This is a genomic window from Chroococcidiopsis sp. [FACHB-1243], assembly GCF_014696895.1.
In the GTDB taxonomy this organism is placed as follows: domain Bacteria; phylum Cyanobacteriota; class Cyanobacteriia; order Cyanobacteriales; family Chroococcidiopsidaceae; genus Chroococcidiopsis.
In genome coordinates this window covers 13,733-40,452 of record NZ_JACJQX010000041.1, presented here as the reverse complement: position 1 = coordinate 40,452, position 26,720 = coordinate 13,733, and the positions used below count along the sequence as shown (strand labels likewise).

The following is a 26,720-nucleotide window of genomic DNA, read 5'->3' as shown; positions in this document are numbered from 1 at the left end:
TCGAAAGGAGAGATTTATTTATGCTCGACAATAAGAAAATTTATCAATCTACTGAAGAATTTAATACTTGGGCATATGGAAAAGGTCTAAAATTTGAAGAAAAGTATTTAATTGATAACTACTTAGATAAACATTTGAAGACAGTAGAAGCAGGGACAGCAGGAGGTAGAATTTTACTAGAGATGAGAAAGATGGGCTTTACTTCTCTCATAGGTTACGATTATGTACCTGAATTTATTGAGCAAGCAAAGCAAAAAGATCCTTCAAGCGAAATTACTTTTGAAGTAGAAGATGCCACCAAACTAAGTTATGTCGATGATAGCTTTGCCCAGATCTTATATCTCCAACAAATCATCAGCTCTATAGATGGAGACCAAGCAAAGCTAAAAGCTTTTGAAGAGGCATATCGTATTCTAAAACCAGGTGGTACAGCACTATTTTCATTTCTTTGCTTTGAAGTGAGAGCGCAGACTTTAATCTACAAACCGTATTTAGTCTATTTACGTATTTTGCGTAGCTTGCAGGCTAAAAGTCTTTCTCTTCAGTATCTGCCTTGGCTTAAATTAGGAGGAAAGTGGAATCTTTCTGCTTTACTAGATCGCGAACCTTACGTGTATTGGTATAGACCACAAGAAGTAGAACAACTATTGAGAACTGTTGGTTTTGAAGTCACTGCTGTTGGTTCTTCTGCCCAAATTGAAGGAAATAGTATGTGTACAAGCGTAGAAGAATTAGCAAGACAACCTTTAGCAGGTGGTTTATATTTCGTTTGTACAAAATAAAGTTTATATTTGTTTGAACTTAATCGTTGAAGCTAAGACGTAAATGAGTCAAATGTAACTGCTTTTTCAAATGCAAGTTCAAGAATTAGCGTGACTAAAATTCTCTATTGGCAACGAATAAATAGGACTATCTGAGAAAAAGTCCAGGCTCTTAGTCGTGTAAAAAAGCCTACATTTAAATCGGTTTAATATTATACATATCGATGCTAACACAACAAATAATACGAGAAGTTAAGTATAGCGATAAAATAACTTTATTGTTAAAATGGAATAATATTTTTTGCAACAAATAGTAATATTACTATTAAAATGATTAAACCGATCCTGCTTTCTATTCCTCATATGAGCGGGGAAGAGATTGAGTATGTCAAAGAAGCATTTGATACGAATTGGATTGCTCCCGTTGGTCCCCATTTAGAAGCTTTTGAACAAGAATTTTGTCATGTAATTGGTGTCAATCATGCTGCTGCTGTAGTGTCTGGCACGGCGGCTTTACACTTAGCCTTGCAATTAGTTGGAGTGGAGTCTGGAGACGAGGTATTTTGCTCGACACTCACTTTTGCGGCTTCAGCTAACCCCATCGTCTATTTAGGTGCAAAACCTGTCTTCATTGACAGCGATCGCACTTCATGGAACATGAACCCCAAATTGTTACAAGCAGCCTTGGATAAACGGGCGCGGTTGGGTAAATTACCTAAAGCTGTAGTTGTCGTCCACCTATACGGTCAAAGTGCTGACATTGACCCGATTTTAGCAGCCTGCAACCGCTACGAAGTGCCGTTGATTGAAGATGCAGCTGAATCTCTAGGAGCAACTTACAAGGGGCGATCGCCCGGTAGTTTCGGTAAGATTGGCATTTTTTCGTTCAATGGCAATAAAATCATTACGACATCTGGAGGTGGAATGTTAGTGTCCAACGAGACAGAAATTGTCATCAAAGCCAGATTTCTCTCCACTCAAGCACGCGATCCAGCGCCCCACTACCAACACTCAGAAATTGGCTACAACTATCGGCTGAGCAATGTATTAGCGGGAATTGGTCGAGGTCAATTGCAAGTCCTGGAGCAACGGGTACAAGCTAGAAGGCGCAACTTTGAAGTTTATCGGCAAGCTTTGGGCGACCTGCCAGGAATATCATTTATGCCAGAAGCGAGTTACGGTCGCGCCACGCGCTGGTTGAGCTGCATGACGATTCATCCTCATATTTTCGGTGCAGATAGAGAACAAGTCCGTAAAATCCTCGCTCAGCAGCACATTGAGACTCGCCCAGTTTGGAAACCACTCCACCTCCAACCTGCTTTTGCCCAATACGAGACAGTTGGAGGTGAGGTAGCGGAAGAGCTGTTTGCTTGCGGTCTGTGCCTTCCCTCTGGCTCTAATTTAACCAACGAGGATTTAGAGCGAGTCGTAGGGGCGATCGCTAAAATTTGCTCTGTTGGCATCAAAATGAACTGAGTGGTTACAAATTCAATCGAACCAGAAAAACCTCATCTCTTTTTGCTAATGCTCAGAGGAGAATGACTTTCCGCTAATGCTACATTATCATCTTCTTCCGACTGGCTAGAACGATAATAGTAGTATTGTTCGCTATCGGGATTAAATCCATTCACTACCTGACCGAGGACATATTGCCCTGACTTTTCTAGAAATTCTTTAGCACGGATAGCAGCAGCAGTATCTACCACACCAGGTCGAACAACTAATAAAACTCCATCGGTCATTTTACCCAAAATTGCTGCATCAGCAGCCGCATTTAAAGCAGGAGTATCAATAATTGTGTAGTCGTAATTGGCTGAAAAAACAGTAACTAGAGATGCCATCCTTTGAGAATCCAGTAGTGCCATGGGATTCGGTGGAATCACTCCAGAAGTTAGGATGTGAAGATTAGCCGTAATCTTTTTGATCGCTGTTTTTGGTTCGGTCTGACCCACAATAATATTACTTAAACCCAAGTGATTGGGTAATTCCCAGATTTTATGCTGCAAGGGACGATACATATCTGCATCGACTAACAAAACCTTACGTCCCATTTGAGCGATGGTGACAGCTAAATTTGCTGCAACCGTTGATTTTCCTTCTTTAGGGACGGAACTCGTAACGACAATTGCTTTAAGCTGTTTATCAGAATTCAGAAATTTCAAATTAGCTTGCAGCATTCGATATGCTTGGCTGAAAGGCGATCGCAGTGACTCTTGCACTAAAATTTCTGGTGTAGTTCTTTCTAGGGAGCGATCGCGCAAGAAAATGTTCTCAGATTTTTTCAAGGCTGGAATTATCCCCAGTAAGGTATAGCCAAATATTTTTCTAGCTTCCTCAACGCTTCTGAGCGATTTATCTAGTTTTTCTAATATCAAAGCAGTAGCAGCTGCTAATATTCCACCCAGCATAATTCCCGTCACCAGGTACAACATTTTGCGGGGAGCAACCGCTTCTTCTGGTGGTATGGCTGCTGAAATGACGCGAGCATTACCTATATTCTGATTTTCCGCAATCCGAATTTCTTGTAATTTTTGCTGTAGTAATAAATAGGTAGATTGAGCTGTTTGAATTTTTCGTTCTAACGCCCGTTGTACTTGTTCCAACTGAGGTAATCGATCGAGTCTTTCTCTATAAGAAGATTGAACGTTTGAGATTGCTGCTAGTTGACTAGATAAACCCAAACGTCTTGCTTCTGCCCTCACAAACTCTTCTGTCAGTTTTTGATCGAATTCACTATTTTGTAAGCTATTTCCTCTAAGAAGTTTTTGTTCTCCTACCACTTGTTTTAAGCGTTGTTTGAGTAATTGCTCTAAACTTGCTTTCTTTTGCTTGAGGGAGACGACATTAGGAAAATCTGCCTGAAAGCGGCTCTGTTCCACCGCAAGCTGCGATTCTATTTGTTGGATCTCTTTCAAAATACCTTGAACGGCTGGAAATTGACTTACACTAGTTACCGCTCCGGCGCTATTTAAAGTTTCTCCTAATTGCTGTTTCAGCAGTTCAGATTGAGCTTTTGCATCTGCCAAACCAGCATTAGCATTCGCAGCTTGGCGTTGCATATCGGCAATAATTGCTACTGCCGCTCTTTTTTCTTCATTTAGATCGACAACTTTATTCTGCTCTTGAAATTGACGTAACTCTGACTCGCTTTGACGCAAACTCGTTTCCGCCCTGGGCAACTGTTTTTGCACAAACTCTCTCGCAGAAACGGCTTCAGAGCGATTAGCAAGTAAGTTATTTTCTAAATAAATACCCATTAAAGTATTGACTACTGTTGCAGCTTTGTTTGGATCTGCATCCCTATAAGTAATTTGCAACACGTCCGTTTTTTTCACGTCTGTTACGTCTAGTTTTTTGAGAAATTGTTCGGGTTTAAGAGTTTTACCCGATTCATCCTTCAACTCCAACCGCGTAATCGTTTTTTTTATAATAGGCAGAGAACGTATAATTTCCGCTTCTGTATCTACAGGATTATTTTGCTCTTGTAATGGCTGCAATTCACCTATACCCTTACTCACTTCAGGTAAATACGAAGAACTAGGGCTATTTTTTCTAAATAGTAACTTTCCTTCTGCTTCATATATTGGCTTTTGCAATGCTAAGCTTATACCTGTCAGTGCGACAACTACTCCAAACACGATTGATAGTGGTAAGTAATGTCGTTTGAGTAACAGCCAATATTGCTGTAATTTGACACTAGATTCTGTGGACTCAGGAAGTGACATGAGCGCGCTATAACTTTATGACAAAATTTAACAAATAGATATCGTATTCAATACTACCTTGAATAATGTTGTTGTAAACACCTTCTCCTCAATTCTTCTACATCGATTATTATTTTACGACAAAATTTTATCGTGAAACAATGTTCATTCATAAATCGATAGCTATAGATGGCATGAAATCGGAGCTAGGGAGAGCCAGATAAACGACGTTGCCAATCAGCATCGGTTTGCGCCGGATTTTGGCTTTCTTGTTCTAATAAATCGCTATCAGTCGAGTAGACTACATCGTCTTTAGTAATCGTAGATTGAGCGGCAAACTGACTTGCATAAGCAATTTTTTGCTGTAAGACTAAATCGGAGCTAGCTAGCAGATTTGCTCTTGCTTGCCGTCTTTGATTGCGATCGCTAATTTTGCGATTGCGCCTCTGCACCCAAAAATATCTTACCAGAGGTAGAAGCAAAAAACCTACGCCGTATGCGAGCAGCAACCCATAAACTCCCTGCACGAAGGCAACCAGTCCACCGAGCTGAGCTGCTGCTAACCCATCTGCGAGTAAATTACCCAATACTAGCAACCCAACAAAATTCAACGCGCCCAAGCCAATACCGAGCATAATTTGCCCAGAGCTAGCTGCACTGAAACGATAGGGTAACTCTTGCAAAAATGCTGGTACACGTCGAGATTGTCGCTGAGTCGCACTAACTTGCAACTCTGGAAAATGGTAAACGAGATGTCCTTCTGGACTAACAAGTGGTTGACCGTTGAATCTGGTCAGCACGGGCAGCATATAATCTTCGTACTCCTGGGCATATCCCTCGCCTAAGTCGTCAAGATAGGGAGCAATTTGTTCTGCCGTTACTACACCTCGATTGTTACGAATTGTAGCGGCAATCAGCGAGAAGCGTTTATCTTCTAGATCGATATTGGGATTACCATCACCAAAGAGAAACGAGAATATCGCTTCTAAAAAATTCAAATTGCTGGTTTCCCGTCTCCGCTGTTGATAGCGGGTGTCGTAATCTGGATAGAATACCCAAAACCAATCTGGACCAATCCAAAAGTAAGGCATGTAGAACCCACCACCGCCGCGATCGCCGCGATCGTCACCATCCCGATTTGTAGCTGTAACAATAATTGCAATCGTGAGGAAGACTAGCACGATTGAGACAAGCAAAACAATGCCAAACGAAATCCGAATCAGGTAAAATAGGATTTTCCAAATTTTTTGCCACCATTCCTGCAAGCGCAACCGCCAGTATTTGTTGCGCAAAACTCCCCGCAAATTCTGCGGAAACTGGTAGGCGATTTCACCTGAGTTAGCTACCTGCATGTGTCCGCCGACATCGCTAGCTAGAGCAAGTAATCCCTGTTGAGCTTGACCGACATCTAACCCGATCTGAGCTGCTACGTCTCCTACCGTGACGCGATATTCCAATTGTTCCACAGCTTGCACGATCGCGGGATTTGGAATCATACACTACCCTCGATTGCCATTCCTACCTTCTCTCAGTATAGAGTTCTATTTCGGGATGAGGAGCAATTAGCAAGTCGCAAGTTGCAAGTCGCAATGAATTCCGAATTCCGAGTTCTCACCGCGCGCCACTTATTGCAAATGGCTAGCGATCGGTCACTATTAATTTGGATCGATAACTAAAAGAAACGAAACACCTATTTGACGATCGATTTTTTTCACTCGATCTAATCTTCCCCAGGTATTTCGTTTCTCAAACTACTTTCCATTTGAGGTATATAGACAATTTAATCCAACAATAACTCTGCGTCCAGACTTGAATTCCAGTTAACCTAAATCTTTATAAAAAATTTACTATATCAGAAAACTATTATTTACCGCTAGAAATTGCACCATTGAAATATTTATTGGGCGATCGCCGCGATCGCAATATTTGACCTCATGCTCGCAAATCGGGAATTTTGCTGATAGTTACCCATTCACCCTGGTATGAATTATTGCATTTCACACTGAAAAACGTGTTTCGTTCGTTTGCTAAGCGCTGGGATAAATACCTGAAATTCTATCTAACTAAAGGACTACCATGATGGTGTATTAAATACCACTTGCCAGCCATCTTCTCGAAGATATTTGTGGCGATTGATTCAGCCTTGATGGTTTTGTTACTGCTAGCTTGTAGTACGCGCTCGACTAACAAGATATAAGCAGTCGTATCGCGAACTTCTGTATTAATAATTTCGATTTCAATTTCTAAATATTTAGTATTTTTGAAAATGACTTCCCAAGAGTCGCGAATTTGCTTCCAACCGCGCAAGGCGTTACGTCCAGGATGAATGCAGTGGCTAGCAGTTCCCTGCGACCAAACTTGACTCATAGCTTCTAGATTTTTCTTCTCAAAAGCACGGTAAAAATTTTCATTGACTGCCAAAACCTCAGCTTGTACGTCTGTCATTGCTTCACCATATCGTCCATATCACCCACTATACAAACACTGGGCGAAATATCCTCACTTTCTACTGATGGATCAACGTCGGTACTCGTCGCCGCAGTCGCCGATTAACTGCAATAGATCTCGCGATCGCGTCAATACAGCTTCAATTTGACCCGTATCGTCTGCATCTAAAGTCAGTGCAAACACCTTAGCATTATCGGCGACGTGTTCCGATATCCCTAACCGCGTGCCAACGATCGCCCCTGCGACTGTCGGGCGATCGAGAATGTAACGGACTGCAACATTAGCAATGCTGACATCGTGCTTAGCCGCTATTTGTTTTAAAACAGCTAAAAGCTCTTGGAACAGATTCCAACCACCCCATGCATCTACCATGTTTTTATATTTTCGCAGGGAAGCCGTGTTTAACGCCGTACCTCGCGGTTCTGGTTGTTCTAAGTATTTTTCTGATAGCAATCCGCCGCAAAGCGTACCGTAAGCTAAAAGTTGAATATTATGCTCTTGACAAAACGGAATCATCTTCATCAAAGGGCGGCGATCGACCAGCGAGAACTGCACCTGGTTGGAAACAATCTTAATGCCTGCTTCTGAGATGATTTTCAACCGTTCCGTGTCGAAATTTGTGAGTGCTAAGTGCTTGATTTTCCCTTCTTGCTGGAGTTCTGCTAGATAAGTAAGAGCATCTATGTAGTTTTTATCTCTGTATTCCCACCAGTGGAATTGTAGCAAGTCTAGCGTCTCTACTCCCATTCGAGCTAGGGAGCGATCGATATTTTGCTCGACGACTCGCCGCGTCATCTTTGCTGGTCTGGGAACCCATTTGGTAAATGCTTGTAGGTTAGAAAGCGCCTCTTTACCCCGCGTGGCGATCGCTTGACGGCGAAACTCACCGATGAAGTCTTCAGCCGGTCCGTAGTGGTCTGCTAAGTCCCAAGTAGTGAAACCAGCGTCCATATAATCAAACATAGTGGCGATCGCTTGTTTTGGCTGGATCGCTCCATGCGCCCCCGATACTTGCCACATACCATTGAGGATGCGGCAGATATTCAAATCTGGGGTAAATTGCCACCGACTAGATTCTGGTAATTGCATTTTGCTACACTTACTGTCCTATTTCACAAGGTAGCAGGAGTTTGGTAATTGGTGAGTGGCTGGTGGCTGGTGATTAGTGGAACCAGAATCTTGTCTATTCACTAGCCACTAGTCACTAGTCACTCTCTACTGATAACTGTCAGATGATTTTCAACCAATTGGAGTTCGATCTGCGCTGTGAATGGGGAATCGGTGGCGTGATGCAACTGGCTCCTATTAGCGATGTAGTTGTGATTGTGGATGTTTTATCTTTCTCTACTTGCGTAGAAATTGCTACGAATCGAGGAGCGATAATATTTCCTTATCGCTGGCAAGATGATACAGCGATCGCCTATGCTCAGTCTGTCAGTGCTATTTTGGCAAGTCGTCGGCGTACCGCTAGCACGAGATACTCTCTTTCTCCCTCATCCCTAGATCGGATTCCTACGGGAATGTATTCCAATATGCCGCGATCGCGCTTATATTCGGCATATTTGACATAGATCGCGAGTAGAGGCAGTGAAGCACAAGATCGTTTATTTAGCTAGTCCCTATGGATTTTCGCAGCAGCAAAAGACGCTGCTTTTACCTCCCATCGTTCGGGCTTTGGAGGCGTTGGGCATAGAAGTTTGGGAACCGTTTGCCCGCAACAATCAAATCGATTTTTCTCAGGCTAATTGGGCGTATCGCGTGGCGCAGGCAGATTTGCAGGATGTGAAAAACTGCGATGGCATTTTTGCGATTGTCAACGGCACGCCACCAGATGAAGGAGTCATGGTAGAGTTGGGGATGGCGATCGCCCTGAATAAAGCAATTTTCTTATTCCGAGACGACTTCCGGCGCTGTAGCGATAACGAACGGTATCCCTTAAATCTCATGCTTTTTGCTGGCTTACCGGAAATTGGCTGGGAAAATTATTACTACACCTCGGTAGACGAAATCCAGTTGCAGGATAAAGCGTTGTACAAATGGCGATCGCAAACGTAGATAACTTCCGTAGCACATAAAAATCCGTAGGGGCGCACAGCTGTGCGCCCCTACAGATCGCGATACATTTTACCCGAATCTCATGGTTGTAAAATCGGTTCTTCGACGACAGCAGCCCGTGCAGATGCAAAACGGGAAGCGGGAGAACGGAACAATGCCTGAAAGTAAGACTGTCGCTGTTCGCTTGGTTCTGGGGCGTAGTCCCATAGACTTTGGTAAAAGAAGAAAGCTACTCCCAAACCGCGATCGCGTGTAGCCCTCACCTGTGTTTGAATTCGTTGCATTGGGACTGGATCGTTTCTCAAACCCGTAAGAATGCCGATCCCAGTGGGAATCTTTTGTTGTACCTCCTGAACTTCGGGGCGGGCAAGTTGTTGGAGAAAACTTTGCAGTTCGGGACGGTAGACTTGCACGATCAGTTCGTCAACAATACCGTTGCGCACCCATGTTAGCCAGTCTTGCAGGTGGAATTTATAAGCAAAGTCGTAGTAATTGGGGGCGACGGCAAAAATTGCCTTGGGCTTGCTTTGCTTAACTGTTTGATTGAGTTGAGTCATAAATGCCGTAATTTTGTCAGCCCGCCACCGCATCCACGCTGCATCGCCGGGATGGTTTGGACTGCGCTTGGTTTCCTGTTTGTATAAAGCAACTGTATATTTGTCATAGCCAAATTCACGCGGTAAGCTCATGTGGTCGTCAAACTGAATCCCATCGACATCGTACTTAGTCACGACCTCCCGTACTAGTGCGGTGATGAATTGCTGGACTTCTGGATGGAAAGGGTTGAGCCATACGACCTCACCCGCAACATCAATCGAAGTTTTGCTACCATCCCGTTTTTGGGTTAGCCAATTCGGGTGTTGCAATGCCAGTTCTGAAGTGGGAGGAGTCATGAAACCAAACTCAAACCAGGGAATGACGAGTAAGCCTTGGCGATGGGCTGTGGCAGCGAGATCGGCTAAAGGATCTTGTCCTTGCAAACCTTTGCGCACGAAGGTTTGAATTCCTGTTTGTCGTGCTACGTTGCTATCGTACTGAGCGTATCCAGAATTCCAGACGACGGGATAGATGGTGTTGAAGTGCAGCCGCGCTAGTTGGCTGACAGCAGCTTGCATTTTGTCACGGTCGATGAGGGTACTCGTATCGTTATTCGTCATCCATACGCCGCGAATTTCCTCAAAAGGCTGCTGAGCGATCGCCAAAGGAGAAATACTATTCGGTATTGTTACGGCTAATAATGCGCCTAAGAGTAAGGCAAGATACTTTAGCGATCGCCACCGCTCTCTAAGGATTACGTATGATTTCAAATATAATTTCATAAGCTAGAATCGCCAGCTATGCCAAATTTCACTTTTGGTAGTAGTTCTTGTCTCCACCATCATTTATCAGCATCCAACTCACCATCCGTTGTCATACTGAAAACTATTAAGATTGCGTAAAAATTCATCTAAAAAGAGGCGTTTTTTGCTGGCAAATTGTGATAATATAAGCGCGGCAACCGCAATTTAACTAAGTTCTGCCCTTAGTATTTCAGCAAACATATTTTAGTTTTGATTTGATATTAGCTGTAAATTCAACTTGAAGTTCTGCCAAGGTAAAGCATCCGAGTCAACGTATTTCTTCCTCAAGATGTGTCCGCGATCGCTCTGAGGACAGTAGTGTCCAGATTATCATAGTGGATATGTTACTACAGCTATATTTATTCTCGCACCTATGACAGGGGTTACAAAAAAAGACGCGGAGCGGATGCTGGAAAAGCAGATGGAAGCAGAACGGATGCACGATGTTTTGCTACTGCTGCAAAATTTATCCAACGATCAAGAAGCAACTATTAAATTAATCATCGATTGTCTCTATGATGCGGGTGCAGTTAATCTGATCAATCAAAAGATCCAATTTCGTCCGCTGAATCGGATGACAAAATCAGTAGCGCGGATATCCAAACCAGTATTTAGAAACATAGCGTGGTATTGGTTTAGACGAAACTGCCCGCAATTGATTGTGAATTGGTTGCTGATTAAGATTACTTTTCAACCTCAGCGAGTTGCAGTGGCGCTGGCTGAAGATCGACCCGAACCATTGGTAGAGAATGAACCGCGTCCCGTGTCTCAGAACGAACCCCGTTATCTAGAGCGCGATTTAAGTCGGGTAGAAACTCTCGATCGCGAAAATCGCCAGTTACGCCATCGAGTCCGGTTGCTAACAGGGGTTTCTGTTTTAGCGATCGCAGCTTTGGGTATTGCCGTGACCATACCCCATCGTACTCTGGAAATTTTCCCTAGCCGAAAGCAACAACCAGGAGCATCTGCTAAAGTTAGCAGTTCAACTGGTGTGACTCTTGAACGAGCTTGTTTAACTAGTAGACTAACGAACTGTGATTTCTCCCCGTCGATACAGTTCGCGGGCAAAGTCAGTCCACATTCCCTGTCCCCAATAGCGGAAACAACTAGTTTCCAACAATAAGTTATACAACAAGGCTTCAAGGTAGTCAGGACGCTGAGTTACAGTCGGATCTCGCTGTACTAGTGGGTCGTACTTGGCATGAAATGCTGCACTGAGTTGATTCATCGGTGCTAAAATATTTTCATAGCCTTTTACCCAGCTGAGATCGTTCGTCCAAGATGCACCATCCATGTGAAATTGATGGTCAGTTGCTTTTAATTGCGCGATCGCATTTTCTACTGCTTCTGGAGTAGCATTATCTGGATCGACTTGCTGCCAAATTTTGTGTTGATTTGCCGCTTGACAAGCTGGATAGTCATCGGGATTAGCGCCAGCAGCCTCAATCAATTCCAAATATTCCGTGCCATTTAGTGCTATGATGCCCGCGTCATTATTGCCAGCATCGCGAATTTCATGATACACCCGCAATAAATCGCGGGGATATTCATTCATCATCACGCCGCCATTTTCTCCATCAGCAATTTGGGTCACGAGAGAGGGTACGGTTACGTTACCGATTTGTTGCTTCCCTCGCCCTTTAGCTTCAAAATAAGGCTGCATTTGGGCAACTAATTTCGTATCCGAGCCTTGGGTTTTAATCAGCGCCGTAATGCTAATCGTTTCACCGTGTGAATTTCGCGCTACTAAACGGTTAGGGATATATTTTTGGTCGTGGTGCAACCCCGTACCATCCAAACGTTCTATTGAATGTTCTTGTACCATCAACCAGCGATAACCGCATTCTTTCAAAGCTTTGATGTATTCAAATAGGGTATCTGGGTGGTTGGGTAAGTGCATTTCAGGAGGAGAAAAACCCTTGACGCGCCGCAAAGCATCATAGCCAAAAATCGCAGCAAAATAATGCTGCCAAGCTTGAATGTGCAGCTTGAGATCGGGAATTGGCGTAGAAGGGACAACAGCATGACTCCACATCGTCCCCAGCCATTCTACGTAAGGTTGGTATTGGAGACTGCAAGTTATTCGTTTGAGATTGTCGAGAACATCATTTCGCCCCATTTGCTGCAATCCCCACAACAAATTACCTGAATAGTCCAACATAATTCGAGGATTGCAACCTTCAGCAATTAACTGCGGAATAAACTCTCCCATGCGTCCGTAGCACCAGGCAAAGACTCCGGCGTTGTGGTTATCCCCATCATGGGGATGTTCAAACATATATTGCAAATTGCTGATGAGTTCGCCGTTACCACCTGCGGGAATTGTCGGTTGGTGCATGTGCAGGGCGCAAGCAAATCCAGCAGTAAGATTTTCTAAACGTAAATTGCTGGTTGGTAGAAATATAGGTTCATTGTGGTTCGTTACCGATTTAATTCCCGCCTCCCAGCCGCAAATATTTGGCAACCCCGACCTCGATGCTGCTAAAACAGGTAAGTTTGATATAGCTGTTGCCGTCATAGGATTTTCCTTATCAGTTATCAGGGAGCGCACGAGCAGGAAGCAGAGGGGAGAAGAGAGAGTCGCGAAGCTGAGGAAGCAAATCAAAATTCACGCATTAATTCCGAATTCCGAATTCCGAATTCTCCCCACACTCTACACCCTACACCCTTCTTTCTTCAACCACGACAAAATTACCAAAGACGCATGACAAATGACCAATGACAAATCAATTTGGCAAGCTGATTTTTATCGTCGCCCGTGGCGAGATGACAATGGAGAGGTTTTGTGGGAGTTGTTAATCTGCGATGCCGAAGGCGGTATGCTCTTCGACCATGCTACGCAAACGCGAAGCGACCATCGCACAGGGAATTTTCGCTACGAAGCCATCTGCCCGCAAGCAGCAGCCAATGCATCGTGGCTGGTAGAACAGTTGCAATTAGCTGCATCTCAGTTACCAGATATAATCCAAGTCTTTCGACCGCAATCTTTCAGTTTAATCGCCACCGCAGGGCAAAAACTAGGTATTACTGTAGAACCAACGCGACGCACTGGGGCATTGAAACAGTGGTTGCGATCGCGCATACCCCAGTATTCCACCAATGGAGCCTACAACCCCCTTGCTGTAGACAAACCACCCCCCGTCCCCCTACCAGAAAATTTGTGGGGCGATCGCTGGCGTTTTGCTAGTCTACCAGCAGGAGATCTCGAAGCTGCATTTAAAGACCGTCCGCTGCCGATCTTAGACATGCCGGAATTTCTACTCCCCCTAAATTTAGGCTTAGCATCGACAATTGCCGTTCCAGGGGTAATCATTTATGGTGAAAGGAAATCCATGCAGTTAGCCCGTTGGTTGCAAGCAGCACAGCCGATTGCCCTCAACTACGTTCCAGGCGAATTAGCGGGATTAGTTTTAGAAGCAGGGTTAGCAGATCGGTGGGTTGTAGCGACTTTTTCCGATCGTGAGGCGATCGCATCTGCCCAAACTTACGTACAGCGCCAGCAACAGAGTCAAGGTTTGCATTTTTTGTTGGTTCAACCCGATGATTCGGGCATGACCTACACTGGTTTCTGGCTGTTACGAGATGAGTAGAAAAAATCTTCTGCCGGACTTATAGGGATTTTCAATTGGGTAAACACACGCTCTGTAGGGGCGCACAGCCGTGCGCCCCTACAAATGTTACTGAAATTTTTCCTCACAACTTCCTCAAACTGTTTCTATATAACCCATAACTGTAGAGCAAGTAGATAGAGTCAATGGCTTTTCCAAGGCTTATCGAGTTTCTATTGACTCAACCTAAATATGAGAGGAATTGAGTCTATGTTGCAATCAACAGCAAATCGGCAAAACCAGTTACAGATTTCTAAAGAACAAGCCTTTATACTTTGGTTTGAGGAAGTTGGCATTGCAGATATCCCTTTAGTAGGTGGTAAAAACGCCTCTTTAGGTGAAATGATTCAACAACTGATATCCAAAGGCGTAAACGTACCTACGGGTTTCGCCACAACAGCTCATGCTTATCGCTACTTTATCGATCGCGCAGGCTTACAAGAGCAGTTGCGATCGCTATTTGCCGATCTAGATGTGGAAGATGTAAATAATCTGCGGCAACGAGGTAAGCAAGCTCGTGCTTTAATTCTCAATACGCCGTTTCCGTCAGAATTAGCCAGCGCGATCGCGGATGCTTATTTGCAATTGTGTCAAAAATATGGCGACACGTCAGCGAGTTTGTGCGATCGCCTCGCGCCAGAATATCGCGAATCTTGCCAGCGTTCCAGTGGCGAGACTGATGTAGCAGTTCGTTCGAGCGCTACAGCCGAAGATTTACCGGATGCCAGTTTTGCCGGACAGCAGGAAACATACCTCAACGTCCACGGCGTACAAGCAGTACTAGAAGCTTGTCATAAATGTTTTGCTTCTCTGTTTACCGATCGCGCTATTTCCTATCGCACGATTAAAGGCTTCGACCATTTTAATATTGCCTTGTCGGTGGGCGTACAAAAGATGGTACGTTCTGACTTAGCGGGTTCTGGGGTGATGTTTTCCATCGATACGGAAACGGGGTTTAAAAATGCTGCCCTGATTACAGCTGCCTATGGCTTAGGGGAAAACGTCGTCCAAGGTGCAGTTAACCCCGACGAATATTTTGTCTTTAAGCCAACACTGCAACAAGGTTTTCGCCCCATTTTAGAAAAACGCTTGGGCAGTAAAGAAATTAAAATGGTCTACGATGTCGGTGGTAGCAAGCTGACAAAAAACGTCACCGTACCGGAATCAGAACGAGTCAAATATGCTCTCACGGATGATGAAGTTCTGATTTTAGCTCAATGGACTTGTATCATTGAAGACCATTATTCGGCAGTACGCGGCGTTTATACCCCGATGGATATTGAGTGGGCAAAAGATGGCTTGACGGGAGAATTATTCATCGTCCAAGCCCGTCCCGAAACCGTACAATCGCAAAAATCTACCAATACTATCAAGAGCTATCAACTCGTAGGGGCACATAGCAATGCGCCCGTACTGGCAAGAGGTCGTGCAGTCGGAGAGGCGATCGGTACTGGTAAAGCGCGGGTAATTTTGGATGTCCACAAACTCGACTCTTTTCAACCAGGGGAAGTTTTGGTGACATATAAGACCGATCCCGACTGGGAACCGATTATGAAAAAAGCCAGCGCGATCGTAACTAATCAAGGTGGAAGGACGTGTCACGCGGCAATTATCGCCCGAGAAATGGGAATTCCCGCGATTGTGGGAACTGGTAATGCGATCGCCCAATTAAAAACAGGTCAGGAAGTGACGATTTCCTGTGCGGAAGGGGAAGAAGGACGGGTGTACGAGGGGATTTTGCCCTATGAGGTGAAAGAGGTGGCGTTAGAAAACCTACCTCGGACGCGTACCCAAATCATGATGAATGTAGGCAATCCCTCGGAAGCATTTAGTCTAGCAGCCATACCAAATGATGGTGTGGGTTTGGCGCGATTGGAATTTATCATCGCCAATCATATTAAGGTGCATCCCTTGGCTTTGATTCATTTTGACAAGTTAGAAGATGCGGTTGCTAAAGACCAAATTGCCCTTCTGACGCACCTATATGAAGATAAACCATCATACTTCGTCGATCGGCTAGCTCAAGGGATAGCGACGATCGCAGCTGCTTTTTATCCCAAACCTGTAGTCGTGCGTCTGTCTGACTTCAAGAGCAACGAGTACGCTAACCTTCTCGGTGGGAAGCAATTTGAGCCAGATGAAGAAAACCCAATGATTGGCTGGCGTGGGGCTTCGCGGTATTACGACGAGAAATATCGTGAAGGTTTCGCCCTAGAGTGTCAAGCCTTGAAATCGGTACGGGATGACATGGGTTTAACCAATGTGATTCCGATGGTTCCTTTCTGTCGCACACCTGCTGAAGGACGCAAGGTGATGGCAGAGATGGAAAAATATGGTTTAAAACGGGGCGAAAATGGGTTGCAAGTCTACGTCATGTGCGAGATTCCCAACAACGTCATCTTGGCGAAACAATTCAGCGAAGTGTTTGATGGATTCTCAATTGGTTCCAATGACTTGACGCAACTCACTTTGGGACTCGATCGCGATTCTGGTTTAGTCGCGCACCTATTTGACGAACGCGATGCAGGCGTAAAAGAGATGGTACAAATGGCGATCGCTAAAGCTAAAGACAATCAGCGCAAGATTGGGATCTGCGGTCAAGCACCCAGCGATTATCCAGAATTTGCCCGTTTCTTGGTCGAACAAGGAATTGACTCGATCAGTCTCAACCCAGATTCCGTTTTGAAAACTTTATTGGAAGTTGCTGCTGTTGAGGGTGTAGTTACACATTGACGTTTTTGTCAAGATGCAAATCGCGTCTTGACAGAAAATTTGACTGAACTGCGACGAGCGATGAAACAAGAGATGAACGCGAGCCACCAAGAGCAACTGCTCGACTTCTTACAAGAAAAATTGGCAATTCCACCCAAGGCGATCGCCATGGCGCTACGGCTGAACGAGCAAAATCCCGGTCCCTTACCCATGCTGCTGTGGCAGTACGGTTTAATTTCTCTGGAGCAGTTAGAGCAGATTTTTGACTGGATGGCAAGCTAAGTCGAGCTGCGAGCAACAAAAATATGCATTCTCATTCCTCAGCAAAAGTGCCAGATCGAGCCACCGTCACGACTCATCCCAGTGGCGATAAGCGTTTTAAGCTTCTAGATGTCACGATTAAGCGATATCAGGCTCGACAAGACGCACTGATCGAGATCTTGCACAAAGCACAGGAACTCTTCGGTTATCTGGAAGATGACGTGCTGCTGTACGTCAGTCGCAGCTTGAAATTGCCTCCCAGTCGCGTTTATGGTGTGGCAACGTTCTATCACTTGTTTTCCCTTGCACCCCAAGGAGTTCACACTTGTACGGTTTGTACTGGAACTGCTTGTTATGTTAAGGGTGCAGCACAAATCTTGGCAGCAGTCGAGCAGAACGTTAAGATTCGTGCTGGTGAGACGACGGCAGATAAACAACTTTCTTTACTGACAGCTCGTTGTCTGGGTGCGTGTGGTATTGCCCCTGCGGTCGTATTTGACGGGACTGTGTGCGGACATCAAACAGCAGAGTCAACTTGCGATCGCCTGAAGGAATGGCTGGAAGGCAGGTAGATTTCGCGCCAGCCAATCGCATCCTCACAAGTTTCTCATACTTCTTTTCTAACTTCAGAGTGGAGTCGAAATCGGTCGTGGTGAGGAGGCAGCTAAAAGATGGATTTAACCCAATTACAGGAAATTGCCCAGCACGAACGCGCCGCTCAAAAACCGATAGAAATTCGTTGTTGCGTAGCTGCGGGGTGTCTATCTGCTGATTCCTTAGCCGTGAAACAAAGGCTTGAACGAGTAGTGACAGAGACGGGTTTAGGGGATAAAGTGCAGGTTTGTGGTGTTGGTTGTATGCGTTTGTGCAGTCAAGGACCGTTAGTACAGGTTGCAGAAAGCACGCTTTACGAAAAAGTCACTCCTAAAGATGCGCCTTCTATTATTACTGCCCTCGATGGCGGTGAAACAACCGTGCAACGTGGCGATTTGACCCAGCCATTTTTTACTCAACAGATGCCAATCGTTTTAGAAAATAGCGGTAAGGTCGATCCAGAACGGATTGAATCTTATATTGCCGTAGAAGGTTATCAGGCTTTATATCATGCCTTGCACGATCTACAACCGAGCGAGACGGTAGAGGCGATCGCCCAAAGTGGTTTGCGGGGACGTGGTGGTGCTGGTTATCCCACGGGTTTGAAATGGGCTACGGTGGCTAAGGCAAAGGGAGAACGCAAGTATGTTATCTGCAACGCTGATGAGGGCGATCCTGGCGCATTTATGGATCGCAGTGTCTTGGAAAGCGACCCGCATCGGGTGCTGGAAGGAATGGCGATCGCGGCGTATGCGATCGGGGCAAACCAAGGTTACATCTACGTTCGAGCTGAATATCCTACTGCCATTAGCCGCCTCCAAATTGCCATTCGTCAAGCTCAACGCCTGAGTTTATTAGGCAGTCAAATCTTTGATTCACCTTTTGATTTCAAAATTGATATTCGCATTGGCGCGGGTGCTTATGTCTGTGGCGAAGAAACTGCATTAATGGCATCGATCGAAGGCAAGCGGGGTTTACCCAGTCCTCGCCCTCCTTATCCTGCTGAATCTGGTTTGTGGAAAAATCCGACTCTAATTAACAACGTCGAAACTTTTGCTAATATCGCGCCGATTATTCGTAATGGTGCTGACTGGTTTGCCAGTATTGGTACGGCAAAAAGTCAAGGTACAAAAGTCTTCGCTTTAGCAGGCAAAATTCGCAATACGGGCTTGATTGAAGTCCCGATGGGAACGACTTTACAACAAATCGTCGAGCAAATGGGCGGCGGCGTACCCGGTGGCGGGGTGGCTAAAGCCGTGCAAACTGGTGGACCTTCAGGCGGGTGCATCCCAGCTTCAGCTTTTGATACGCCTGTAGACTACGAATCGCTGGCTCAACTTGGTTCGATGATGGGTTCCGGTGGCATGATTGTCATGGATGAATCGACCAACATGGTAGATGTCGCCCGCTTTTTTATGGAATTTTGCATGGATGAATCTTGCGGTAAGTGCATTCCTTGTCGGGTTGGTACTGTGCAGCTACATCGTTTATTAACCAAGATTCGGCAAGGTGAGGCATCATCAACCGATTTGGAACTGTTGGAAGAACTGTGTGACATGGTGAAAAATACCAGTTTGTGCGGTCTGGGTCAATCTGCACCTAATCCAGTACTTAGCACCTTGCGTTATTTCCGAGATGAATATTTGACTATGGTTAAACCGCAGAGCGACACTGCAACTCAGAAACCAGGTGAGGCAAATGTTTACTAAAATGTTTCTCGGTATTGGTGTCCTGCTGGCGATCGCCTTACTCGGTTTAGCAATCTTGCAACTGGGAAACGCAAAACAGATGAGCGCCAAAGAGCGATCGCTCGAATTACCAGTAGGTGAGCTTTTTACTGAGGACATGGTGACGGCGTTACCTGAACCTGTAAAGCGCTACTTTCTCCATGCGATCGCCCCAGGAACTCCCCTAGCTAACTCTGTACGCTTGAACATGAATGGTAGTTTTAAACTCGGGCAGGATAAACCTTGGCTACCCATGCAAGCTACAGAAATTCTTTCCACCCAAGGATTTATTTGGAAAGCAGCGATCGGTCGCGGTTTGTTCCGCATGGTAGGAGCCGATTATTATGTTAATCGTTCGGGTCGAGTGCAATTCTCGCTGTTAGGACTTTTCCCCTTAATCGATGCGAGCAACCCTAATATTAACCGCTCTAGCATTGGGCGACTTGCAGGAGAATTTGTTTGGCTACCTTCTGCCTTACTGCCGCAACAAGGTGTAGATTGGCGGGCAATTGACAAAAATACGATTCAAGCAAGTCTGAAAATTGACGGCGAACCGATAACGTTGACACTCGTTATCGATCCTGACGGCAAGTTATTGAAATTTTCTTTACCCCGATGGGGCGATCGCTCTCCAAATGGTAGTTGGGCTTACATTCCGTTTGGCGGCGAAGTTCAAGCAGAGCGTAGTTTTGACGGATTTACCATTCCCTCACAGGTGAGCGCGGGTTGGGGGTATGGTACAAGCTCTTATTTTGAATCATTTCGTGCCGCGATCGAGTTTCTATAGTCAGGTGGGCATTGCCGATCGAAACGCGCTCTAACAAATGACGAATGACCAATGATTAATGACAACCTTCACAGGTGTTGCATAACTCAAATAGAGATACTACAGCAATGGCAGTCAAAACTTTAACAATTAACGACCAATTAATCAGCGCTCTTGAGGAGCAAACCATATTGGAGGCAGCAAGGGATGCGGGAATTCATATTCCGACACTTTGCTATTTAGAAGGAGTTTCAGAGGTTGGTGCTTGTCGGCTTTGTTTGGTAGAAATTGCTGGGAGTCATAAACTGCAACCCGCTTGCGTCGCGAAAGTTGCGGAGGGGATGGAAGTGAAAACTCATACCCCAAGGTTGCAGAATTATCGTCGCACGATTGTCGAAATGTTGTTTGCAGAAGGCAATCACATTTGCTCGGTTTGCGTAGCGAATGGTAACTGTGAATTGCAAGACTTGGCGATCGAAATGGGTATGGAACACGTCCGATTAGAATATCATTTTCCCGATCGCCAAGTTGATGTGTCTCACGATCGCTATGGCATCGACCACAATCGTTGCGTTCTCTGCACTCGTTGTATTCGAGTCTGCGATGAAATCGAAGGGGCGCATACTTGGGATATGGCAGGTAGAGGCACAAACTCGCACGTCATTACCGATTTGAATCAACCTTGGGGAACGTCACAAACTTGTACTTCCTGCGGTAAGTGTGTGAATGCGTGTCCCACAGGGGCGCTTTTCTACCAAGGTTCGAGTGTAGGCGAAATGAAACGCGATCGCGCCAAATTGGAATTTCTGGTGACAGCACGGGAGAAACAGCAATGGCAGATTTAGCGGGGGGTGTTTCTTGTTAAGGTTCAAGCCAGTTCTCTTGTTGCAAGCCTGAAATATTGATAAGGTGGCGCGTGTTATCGGTTACAAGAATATCTTGTCGAGAACGGGCGATCGCAGCAATTATTGCATCTATTTCTCCTGTTGGTCTGCCAATTTTTCTTAACTCAGCTTGAATCTTGCCAAATTCTTCATCTGCACTCCGGTCAAACTCAATAACTGGCATCAAGTTCAGAAATTGCTCTAGTATAGTTAAGTTTTGCTGTACCCGTTGAGAACAGTAGACTCCTTTATACAATTCAGCTACTACAATTGTGGGAAGATAGCAAAGACTTGCTTTGGCATTAAATTGTTTAATAGCAAAAATATTCTGTTTGAGTAAAGCTACACAAATATTTGTATCTAACAAATACACAAATTTTTTCCTTACTCATCAAGGGTTTCTATTGCTCTACCCCACTCGGCATGACGCTGTGTGTCAATCTCAGAAAATATCGTATCGAGATCGGGTTGATTTTTCCATGCTCCAAATATTTGGTTGAGTCTAGTTAGTCTTTCCTGTTCGCTTAAAGGCTGCTCGATCTCAACTTCCATGTGAACTTCCGTGCCATCAGGAATGTTTATCTCTTCTAATAATTCAATGTTTTTACCACGCTTTGTACCTTTAACTTTCATCGCGAGCTGTTCCAGTTATTAACAACGAGTTATACCCCCACTATACCTAAGTGTTAGAGTTAGGAGTATTCCGGTTGCCAGGAAGGCAAGAAGGAGAGTTAGCAGCCGTTTTGAAAAGACTTACATGGCGATTGGGTGCAGTTGAAGCAAAGGTGCGATCGCGCCTTCAGCAGCTTGCTAGCATTAGGAGAATTAGCAAATTTAATTTATAGGGTTTTAAATTTAAGATTTACAATTTGCGACCGCTCTACCTCCATTCAAATCCAAGTCACCGTAGTTTTACTTAAATTTTTAAATTTATAAAAACTAATATCCTCGTAGTACTGCTGTGGTTGCTAACAATTTAACCTGATAAAACTGTAAGGGAATAATCTAACTATAACAATGGCGTTTATTGCCACTTGTTATAAATTGATTGTTTCTATTTTTATGGTCAAAATATGCGATTTATGTAAATTTCACTTTTAATTGAGAACGATAATTGAGTTTTATTCCTAAATTTTATCTCTCATAGCAGCATTTTTCAGAGAACTAGTAGGAAAGCAAGAATGTCAACTCGCAAGCGCCACAGAGCTAAACAGAATATATTTAGACAAATCTGGAAGCTAACTAGTGCCATTCCCAAATGGTTAATTAGTTGGTTTCTACGTACTTTATTAGTAATTGGTAGAAAACCTCGCTTTGCTAAATCTGGCTTTGTATTACCTACTACAGCATTATTATTAATAATTCTTGCTTTAGTAGTTGGCAGTTTAATATTTCGCAGTTTTAGCCGGACAAATCAAGTTCTAGCTGCACGCGAACAAAAAGTAATTTACAACGCTGCTACGCCTGCTATTGACCGAGCTAAAGCAAAATTGGAGTACCTCTTCAAGCAGGACGATCGCTTGCCTGGTGGAGTACCCTCAAGTGCTGTGCTGTCCAGCATGATGCTTAATGATGGTCTTAATGGTGTGGCTGCGAATTCTACTAAACACCCATATACATTTCCTGATGAGAAACGCCTTGACATAGATAACGATGACAAGCTGGATAATGTTTGGGCTTTTCCGGTTGATAGCAGTGGAAACAAAATCGGAGACACCACAACTGTTTACTCTATTCTGTCAGCAACTGAAAGTGGCACGGGAACTAGTGCTGTAACTATTGACAAAAGTACAGATGCACAAAAAGCTGCTAAACTTGTTGTCCGCAATGCTCCACTTAGCAGCTTTCAAAATAGCTTATCTGGCTGTAAGACAGATAGTAGAACGCCCGAAAATGGTTGGTATCAACTCAACAGTGCTACTTTGCGTAAAAATTTTCAGGTTGATGCCTTTGTCATTAATAACAATACATCAGCTAAAACTGTTACTACTCTTGAGCTACAACAAGATAGACAAGTTGACAAGGGTAACAAATGGGCAGTTTGGTTTCGTAATGATTTAGAAATCTTTCCACTACCTACCTTTAATTTGAATGGCGCTATGCATACGGAGGGTAACTTTATCATCGGTGGGGATGCAAATAAAGTTACTGGTTACATGATAAGTTCCCATAACTCCTGTCTCTACTCTCAGGAAGCTTCTAAGGTTACTGTTGCTAAACAAGAGAATTATGAGGGACAAATTGTATCTGGAACCATGAAATCCAACTCTTTTAGTGGCGAATCCAAGTTTCATCTATTTGATGGTTTGGGAAATGTGCCAACTCAAAGTGGTAATACTCAACTAAAGCCAAATACAGACTCTGTAACACCTGATACGGGTGGTGTAGTTGCAGATATTGCCCTCGATCCAATAGCTCTTTTCACTAAAAATGAGTCGAAACATCGCAGCACAGCTACATGGTCAAGAGATTCAGCATGGCAAGATAGGGATTTCGTTAAAAAGCGTCGTATTTTAAATGACACATCAGCTCAACCTTATCTTGATGATACTTATCGGGCTGATAACCGCTACGGACCTAAGCCAAAATATAACCCGTTATTAGAAATACCAAGTGGGAAAAAAGTCGGAGACGAGATTGCTAGTGTAACGGAACTTACAAAAGACGATCCCCCCAGTGGTTCAGATTCATTTGGGTTGGACGGTTACTGGGAGCGCAGAGCGCGTGCAAATGGTCTGCGCGTCATAGTAGGAGAGAGGCTGGAGTTAGGTAACACTTATGGCTGGGAAGGATCGAACGATCCTCTTTATCCTCCTCCCTCTACTACAACGATTACTCATGAAGCTCGTCAGCGGAGAACATTAAGGGACAACTTAGCAGCAGTGCAAGCTACAGCTATTTATCATCATGAAAAAGGTAATAGTGGCTATTTCCCTATTGCATTTTTGGCAACTACGGTTCATCCAGGGACATCTAAAAGTCTTCAACAAAGTACAACATTTAGCAACGAAAGTACTACAAACACACTTAATATTGATTTTCTGGGTGGCACACCCGTGGATATTAATGGAGATAACATACCAGATACTACACTAAGCCAGGGAACCAACGGTTGGGAATTTGAAGTAGTGCCAGGGGCAGGCGAGAGTGAAAGTACTTTTGCAAATTTAATTAATAATTCCACCAGTCCACTCAGAAAAGCTCTAAAAAACCTTGCTTATCTTGCTGGCGATCCTGATGGTGCTTTTCCACCTTTACAAGAAGCAGCAGGGTCAAAAATTGTTCATCCTTTTCCTGAGTTAACCATGTGGGGAAATTTTTCCAACCTGCGGCGAGTTATCAGCAAGTTGGATGCAGGTACGTCAGTTTATAACGACCCTAGCAAAGACCTCAGTATTGCAGATAAATCTACTCTTCACACGGCTGCTGCCACTTTAGGTATGCTGGCATACAATATTCAAAACTACAGAGATATTTATACTGGCATTGTAAATGGCAAAGGCGCTTCAGGTTTGGGTGCTTTAGGTACACAGCTATTTCAACTCGTAGATGGTACAGCTAGTAGTGGGAATGGAGAGATAGGCAAAGGAGCCAATGGTCTTTGTGACTATAACGATAGTACTCCTACTACAACAGATAATTGCCCAGCCTTCGTTAACAGTAATGCAACTCCTTACGATCCCACTTATTATGAACAGTTCACGGGAGAAGATTATTTTACAGCATTCAAAAATAACCCTGGACTGGGTGCTAATGCAACTGGGAGAGAACTAGTCAGACGAGCGACTCTCTTGATGACAATGTTCCAGATAGAACGCGATCGCACCTTTGGTTTTACCTCAAAAAGTATAACTGGACAGCTTGGCAATCTGCTACCTGAAGTCAAGGTGCCTGGTGAAGGAGATTTTCAGTTTCGAGTTGGATGTAGTGATGCAGAGATCGACCAACTCACAACAGACTTGGGAGTAAATCCAGAGAAGCAGCTAACTGGTTTAGCATTAGCCTTATGCTCATTGGGAGAGCAACCCAAGTACCCGTCACTTTATTACCTTTTCCCTAAAGTTAACCACGACCATGACGGCAATGATGATACCCCTACTGGTGACAACCATACACAACCATATAATCCACTAAGTGTTGCTGAACCCTATATTGCTGACTTGCAGGATCTAGACGGAGATGGAATCAAAAATGAGCCTAATTCATACATCACAAAAACTACCGTAAATGGTAGCTATAACTATCAAGTCCTTAACCCCGTGGCTCCTGATGATTTTTCAGGCATTCTGCTTAGACCTAAAAATAAAGACTTAACGGCAGGATGCACAGACGCTAATTGGTGTCTACCAACAGCAACTTCTGGAACAGTTTTCACTAATGCGACCAACCGGATTACTAAGCCAGACGGTAATCAGGCAGCAATTCCTTTCCTCGACAAGGGTATCTTTGATGGGCGAGAAATGATGAACGTGCGGGTTTTGGATTTTGACCTAGACTTACTGCGTAAAAATAAGGTCACAAATGACACTTGGCTTCCCTTAAATGGAATTGTCTATGCTTTTCGCGAAGACGCAGTACGGGAGGATGGCATAGCTAGACCAGCATCTACAACTTGGTCTACTTATCAAGTCGATCCAACAAATTCTGACTACCGCATGAAAGCCAACACCCCTCAAGATCCTCCAGTTAATGCTGACAACGGTATTAGCCCTAAACCCGTTGATTATTATCCCGATCCAGACCGTCGTTCACATGGCTTCCGCTTAAGAAACGGGGCGGTTCTGAAACGAGATGCTACAGGTATTTCGGCTGCTGATAATATATATGGCTTGTCTTTCATTACGGATAATTCCGTTTACGTTCAGGGAAACTTCAACCTACATAGCACTGATGGAACAACCAGCAACTTAATTGAGGAGTTTAACCAAAAACTCCAGTACGATACGAAGACAAATCCTAGTGATTGGAATAACGATCCTAACTTCTATACCGGTCGCACGAGCATAAATTCAGATTTTGCAGATCCTACCAAGGATACTTGGCGACCAACTGAGATTGTTGCTGACGCTGTTATGCCCCTTTCAAGCAATTTCAACGATGGCACTGTCGAGGATGGCTTTACTAAAGTAACACCAGGATCGCCTAGCACTAGCAATACTTCCTATCAAAACCAAAACCGTCCTAAGTCGCCAACAAACTCTAATATAAAATACTGGGTTCGGGAAGAGCTTTATCAAACAAGTAACTCTCCCATTAAAGTTAATCAATCCGGTTATCCACTCTACTGCAAAGTTACGACTGTTCCTTGCCCAACAAGCAACCAGCAAGAATACGGTAAAGAATCTGGCACACCACTAGCATACCGTGGCTTCTCAGAAAGTAGAGATGATGACCTAACTCCAGCAGCCTCGCCCACCCGAATCAATGCCATTTTTATCCAAGGCATTTTGCCTTCACAGGCAAATCAGTCTTATGGAGGACTCCATAACTTCCCTCGATTTCTTGAATCTTGGAGCGGAAAAAATCTATATATTTCTGGAGCTTTTTTGCAGTTGAATTTCAGCACTGCTAATACTGGTCCTTATGACCCAGATGCTTGGGAACCAAGTGCAACAGCCTCAACTAGCGAATATAACTATAGTTATAAACCACCCAATCGTCTGTGGGGATATGATGTAGGACTGCAATACGCACCAGCAGGAGCTGCGGCGCGACGATTTGTGACTCTTAACAATACCCGTAGCGAGTTCTACCGAGAGTTACCTGTAGACGACCCCTACATTAAGAACTTGCGCTGTACCAAGCTAGGGACACAGCAAATCGACTCCAGTGCTAGCTGCTCGTAATACTTATTTAAGGG

Annotated in this window: 23 protein-coding genes; 15 read left to right on the top strand and 8 right to left on the bottom strand. The window is 44.4% G+C overall.

The genetic code is table 11. The features are described 5' to 3' along the window. Nucleotides 1-20: 20 nt before the first annotated feature. Both H6G17_RS25315 and H6G17_RS25310 read left to right on the top strand, forming a co-directional pair. On the top strand, nt 21-782 hold the full coding sequence (locus tag H6G17_RS25315; protein ID WP_192161346.1) for a class I SAM-dependent methyltransferase: 762 nt from the start codon (nt 21-23) through the stop codon (nt 780-782). A gap of 309 nt (nt 783-1,091) precedes the next feature. Next, nucleotides 1,092-2,237: an aminotransferase class I/II-fold pyridoxal phosphate-dependent enzyme gene (locus tag H6G17_RS25310; protein WP_192161345.1), complete on the top strand. Its 1,146-nt coding sequence runs from the start codon at nt 1,092-1,094 to the stop codon at nt 2,235-2,237. Between the two features lie 32 nt (nt 2,238-2,269). Here H6G17_RS25310 and H6G17_RS25305 read toward each other — a convergent pair whose 3' ends face one another. The 4 genes from H6G17_RS25305 to H6G17_RS25290 all read right to left on the bottom strand — a co-directional run bounded on the left by H6G17_RS25305 (nt 2,270) and on the right by H6G17_RS25290 (nt 8,002). Beyond that, nucleotides 2,270-4,486: a polysaccharide biosynthesis tyrosine autokinase gene (locus tag H6G17_RS25305; protein ID WP_192161344.1), complete on the bottom strand. Its 2,217-nt coding sequence runs from the start codon at nt 4,484-4,486 to the stop codon at nt 2,270-2,272. A gap of 185 nt (nt 4,487-4,671) precedes the next feature. Further along, a complete protein-coding gene (locus H6G17_RS25300; RefSeq protein WP_192161343.1) occupies nt 4,672-5,961 on the bottom strand; it encodes a hypothetical protein in 1,290 nt (429 codons plus the stop codon). Nucleotides 5,962-6,520: 559 nt separating this feature from the next. Further along, nucleotides 6,521-6,910 (bottom strand): nuclear transport factor 2 family protein, encoded by a 390-nt coding sequence (locus tag H6G17_RS25295; protein WP_192161342.1) that lies wholly within the window; start codon nt 6,908-6,910, stop codon nt 6,521-6,523. A 72-nt stretch (nt 6,911-6,982) separates the two neighbouring features. Further along, nucleotides 6,983-8,002: an aldo/keto reductase gene (locus H6G17_RS25290; RefSeq protein WP_192161341.1), complete on the bottom strand. Its 1,020-nt coding sequence runs from the start codon at nt 8,000-8,002 to the stop codon at nt 6,983-6,985. Nucleotides 8,003-8,145: 143 nt separating this feature from the next. On the opposite strand from H6G17_RS25290, the gene H6G17_RS25285 reads away from it, so the two are divergent. Next, on the top strand, nt 8,146-8,484 hold the full coding sequence (locus H6G17_RS25285; RefSeq protein ID WP_199316992.1) for a hypothetical protein: 339 nt from the start codon (nt 8,146-8,148) through the stop codon (nt 8,482-8,484). A gap of 16 nt (nt 8,485-8,500) precedes the next feature. Next, the gene (locus tag H6G17_RS25280) at nt 8,501-8,968 is read left to right on the top strand and encodes a nucleoside 2-deoxyribosyltransferase (RefSeq protein WP_192161340.1); all 468 of its coding nucleotides are present in this window, start codon (nt 8,501-8,503) and stop codon (nt 8,966-8,968) included. An 80-nt stretch (nt 8,969-9,048) separates the two neighbouring features. Here H6G17_RS25280 and H6G17_RS25275 read toward each other — a convergent pair whose 3' ends face one another. Continuing rightward, a complete protein-coding gene (locus H6G17_RS25275; RefSeq protein WP_192161339.1) occupies nt 9,049-10,287 on the bottom strand; it encodes a glycoside hydrolase family 10 protein in 1,239 nt (412 codons plus the stop codon). 394 nt (nt 10,288-10,681) lie between these two features. Here H6G17_RS25275 and H6G17_RS25270 point away from each other — a divergent pair, with 394 nt between their 5' ends. Then, on the top strand, nt 10,682-11,431 hold the full coding sequence (locus H6G17_RS25270) for a hypothetical protein (protein WP_192161338.1): 750 nt from the start codon (nt 10,682-10,684) through the stop codon (nt 11,429-11,431). Here H6G17_RS25270 and H6G17_RS25265 read toward each other — a convergent pair. Next, a complete protein-coding gene (locus H6G17_RS25265) occupies nt 11,333-12,646 on the bottom strand; it encodes a glycosyl hydrolase family 57 (RefSeq protein ID WP_242038589.1) in 1,314 nt (437 codons plus the stop codon). The two genes, H6G17_RS25270 and H6G17_RS25265, sit on opposite strands and share 99 nt — an antisense overlap. Here H6G17_RS25265 and H6G17_RS33595 point away from each other — a divergent pair. From H6G17_RS33595 to hoxU, 8 genes are all read left to right on the top strand, one after another. Further along, nucleotides 12,603-13,016 (top strand): hypothetical protein, encoded by a 414-nt coding sequence (locus H6G17_RS33595; protein WP_242038588.1) that lies wholly within the window; start codon nt 12,603-12,605, stop codon nt 13,014-13,016. The genes H6G17_RS25265 and H6G17_RS33595 overlap by 44 nt on opposite strands. 3 nt (nt 13,017-13,019) lie before the next feature. Next, nucleotides 13,020-13,898 carry a Tab2/Atab2 family RNA-binding protein gene (locus H6G17_RS25260; RefSeq protein ID WP_192161336.1) on the top strand — a complete coding sequence of 293 codons (879 nt, stop codon included), beginning with the start codon at nt 13,020-13,022 and terminating at the stop codon, nt 13,896-13,898. Nucleotides 13,899-14,126: 228 nt separating this feature from the next. Continuing rightward, nucleotides 14,127-16,649: a phosphoenolpyruvate synthase gene (gene ppsA, locus H6G17_RS25255; RefSeq protein WP_192161335.1), complete on the top strand. Its 2,523-nt coding sequence runs from the start codon at nt 14,127-14,129 to the stop codon at nt 16,647-16,649. A 60-nt stretch (nt 16,650-16,709) separates the two neighbouring features. Next, complete coding sequence (locus H6G17_RS25250; protein ID WP_039717462.1) at nt 16,710-16,910, top strand: DUF2949 domain-containing protein; 201 nt, start codon at nt 16,710-16,712, stop codon at nt 16,908-16,910. 23 nt (nt 16,911-16,933) lie between these two features. After that, nucleotides 16,934-17,461: a bidirectional hydrogenase complex protein HoxE gene (gene hoxE / locus H6G17_RS25245; protein ID WP_192161334.1), complete on the top strand. Its 528-nt coding sequence runs from the start codon at nt 16,934-16,936 to the stop codon at nt 17,459-17,461. Nucleotides 17,462-17,560: 99 nt separating this feature from the next. Further along, a complete protein-coding gene (gene nuoF, locus H6G17_RS25240; protein ID WP_192161333.1) occupies nt 17,561-19,192 on the top strand; it encodes an NADH-quinone oxidoreductase subunit NuoF in 1,632 nt (543 codons plus the stop codon). Continuing rightward, nucleotides 19,182-19,997 (top strand): DUF6544 family protein, encoded by an 816-nt coding sequence (locus tag H6G17_RS25235; protein WP_192161332.1) that lies wholly within the window; start codon nt 19,182-19,184, stop codon nt 19,995-19,997. The genes nuoF and H6G17_RS25235 overlap by 11 nt, the downstream gene beginning before the upstream one ends. 107 nt (nt 19,998-20,104) lie before the next feature. Further along, nucleotides 20,105-20,821 (top strand): bidirectional hydrogenase complex protein HoxU, encoded by a 717-nt coding sequence (gene hoxU, locus H6G17_RS25230; RefSeq protein ID WP_192161331.1) that lies wholly within the window; start codon nt 20,105-20,107, stop codon nt 20,819-20,821. A gap of 16 nt (nt 20,822-20,837) precedes the next feature. Here the strand turns inward: hoxU and H6G17_RS25225 are convergent, their stop codons facing one another. Continuing rightward, on the bottom strand, nt 20,838-21,233 hold the full coding sequence (locus H6G17_RS25225; RefSeq protein ID WP_192161330.1) for a PIN domain-containing protein: 396 nt from the start codon (nt 21,231-21,233) through the stop codon (nt 20,838-20,840). Nucleotides 21,234-21,244: 11 nt separating this feature from the next. Further along, entirely contained in the window at nt 21,245-21,493 is a 249-nt protein-coding gene (locus tag H6G17_RS25220) for a hypothetical protein (protein WP_192161329.1), read from the bottom strand. A gap of 50 nt (nt 21,494-21,543) precedes the next feature. Between H6G17_RS25220 and H6G17_RS25215 the strand changes: the two genes are divergently transcribed. After that, the gene (locus H6G17_RS25215) at nt 21,544-21,705 is read left to right on the top strand and encodes a hypothetical protein (protein ID WP_192161328.1); all 162 of its coding nucleotides are present in this window, start codon (nt 21,544-21,546) and stop codon (nt 21,703-21,705) included. A gap of 336 nt (nt 21,706-22,041) precedes the next feature. Next, a complete protein-coding gene (hpsA, locus tag H6G17_RS25210) occupies nt 22,042-26,706 on the top strand; it encodes a hormogonium polysaccharide biosynthesis protein HpsA (RefSeq protein WP_192161327.1) in 4,665 nt (1,554 codons plus the stop codon). Nucleotides 26,707-26,720 lie beyond the last annotated feature (14 nt).

Excerpts from the sequence above, each read along its gene's own strand:
- ppsA (WP_192161335.1), top strand. The coding sequence starts at position 14,127 with ATGTTGCAATCAACAGCAAATCGGCAAAACCAGTTACAGATTTCTAAA.
- hoxU (WP_192161331.1), top strand. The coding sequence starts at position 20,105 with ATGGCAGTCAAAACTTTAACAATTAACGACCAATTAATCAGCGCTCTT.
- hpsA (WP_192161327.1), top strand. The coding sequence starts at position 22,042 with ATGTCAACTCGCAAGCGCCACAGAGCTAAACAGAATATATTTAGACAA.
- H6G17_RS25285 (WP_199316992.1), top strand. The coding sequence starts at position 8,146 with ATGATTTTCAACCAATTGGAGTTCGATCTGCGCTGTGAATGGGGAATC.
- H6G17_RS25270 (WP_192161338.1), top strand. The coding sequence starts at position 10,682 with ATGACAGGGGTTACAAAAAAAGACGCGGAGCGGATGCTGGAAAAGCAG.
- H6G17_RS25250 (WP_039717462.1), top strand. The coding sequence starts at position 16,710 with ATGAAACAAGAGATGAACGCGAGCCACCAAGAGCAACTGCTCGACTTC.
- H6G17_RS25305 (WP_192161344.1), bottom strand. The coding sequence starts at position 4,486 with ATGTCACTTCCTGAGTCCACAGAATCTAGTGTCAAATTACAGCAATAT.
- H6G17_RS25235 (WP_192161332.1), top strand. The coding sequence starts at position 19,182 with ATGTTTACTAAAATGTTTCTCGGTATTGGTGTCCTGCTGGCGATCGCC.
- H6G17_RS25295 (WP_192161342.1), bottom strand. The coding sequence starts at position 6,910 with ATGACAGACGTACAAGCTGAGGTTTTGGCAGTCAATGAAAATTTTTAC.
- H6G17_RS25310 (WP_192161345.1), top strand. The coding sequence starts at position 1,092 with ATGATTAAACCGATCCTGCTTTCTATTCCTCATATGAGCGGGGAAGAG.
- H6G17_RS25315 (WP_192161346.1), top strand. The coding sequence starts at position 21 with ATGCTCGACAATAAGAAAATTTATCAATCTACTGAAGAATTTAATACT.
- H6G17_RS25275 (WP_192161339.1), bottom strand. The coding sequence starts at position 10,287 with ATGAAATTATATTTGAAATCATACGTAATCCTTAGAGAGCGGTGGCGA.
- H6G17_RS25300 (WP_192161343.1), bottom strand. The coding sequence starts at position 5,961 with ATGATTCCAAATCCCGCGATCGTGCAAGCTGTGGAACAATTGGAATAT.
- H6G17_RS25260 (WP_192161336.1), top strand. The coding sequence starts at position 13,020 with ATGACCAATGACAAATCAATTTGGCAAGCTGATTTTTATCGTCGCCCG.
- nuoF (WP_192161333.1), top strand. The coding sequence starts at position 17,561 with ATGGATTTAACCCAATTACAGGAAATTGCCCAGCACGAACGCGCCGCT.
- hoxE (WP_192161334.1), top strand. The coding sequence starts at position 16,934 with ATGCATTCTCATTCCTCAGCAAAAGTGCCAGATCGAGCCACCGTCACG.
- H6G17_RS33595 (WP_242038588.1), top strand. The coding sequence starts at position 12,603 with ATGAGTTCGCCGTTACCACCTGCGGGAATTGTCGGTTGGTGCATGTGC.
- H6G17_RS25265 (WP_242038589.1), bottom strand. The coding sequence starts at position 12,646 with ATGCACCAACCGACAATTCCCGCAGGTGGTAACGGCGAACTCATCAGC.
- H6G17_RS25290 (WP_192161341.1), bottom strand. The coding sequence starts at position 8,002 with ATGCAATTACCAGAATCTAGTCGGTGGCAATTTACCCCAGATTTGAAT.
- H6G17_RS25220 (WP_192161329.1), bottom strand. The coding sequence starts at position 21,493 with ATGAAAGTTAAAGGTACAAAGCGTGGTAAAAACATTGAATTATTAGAA.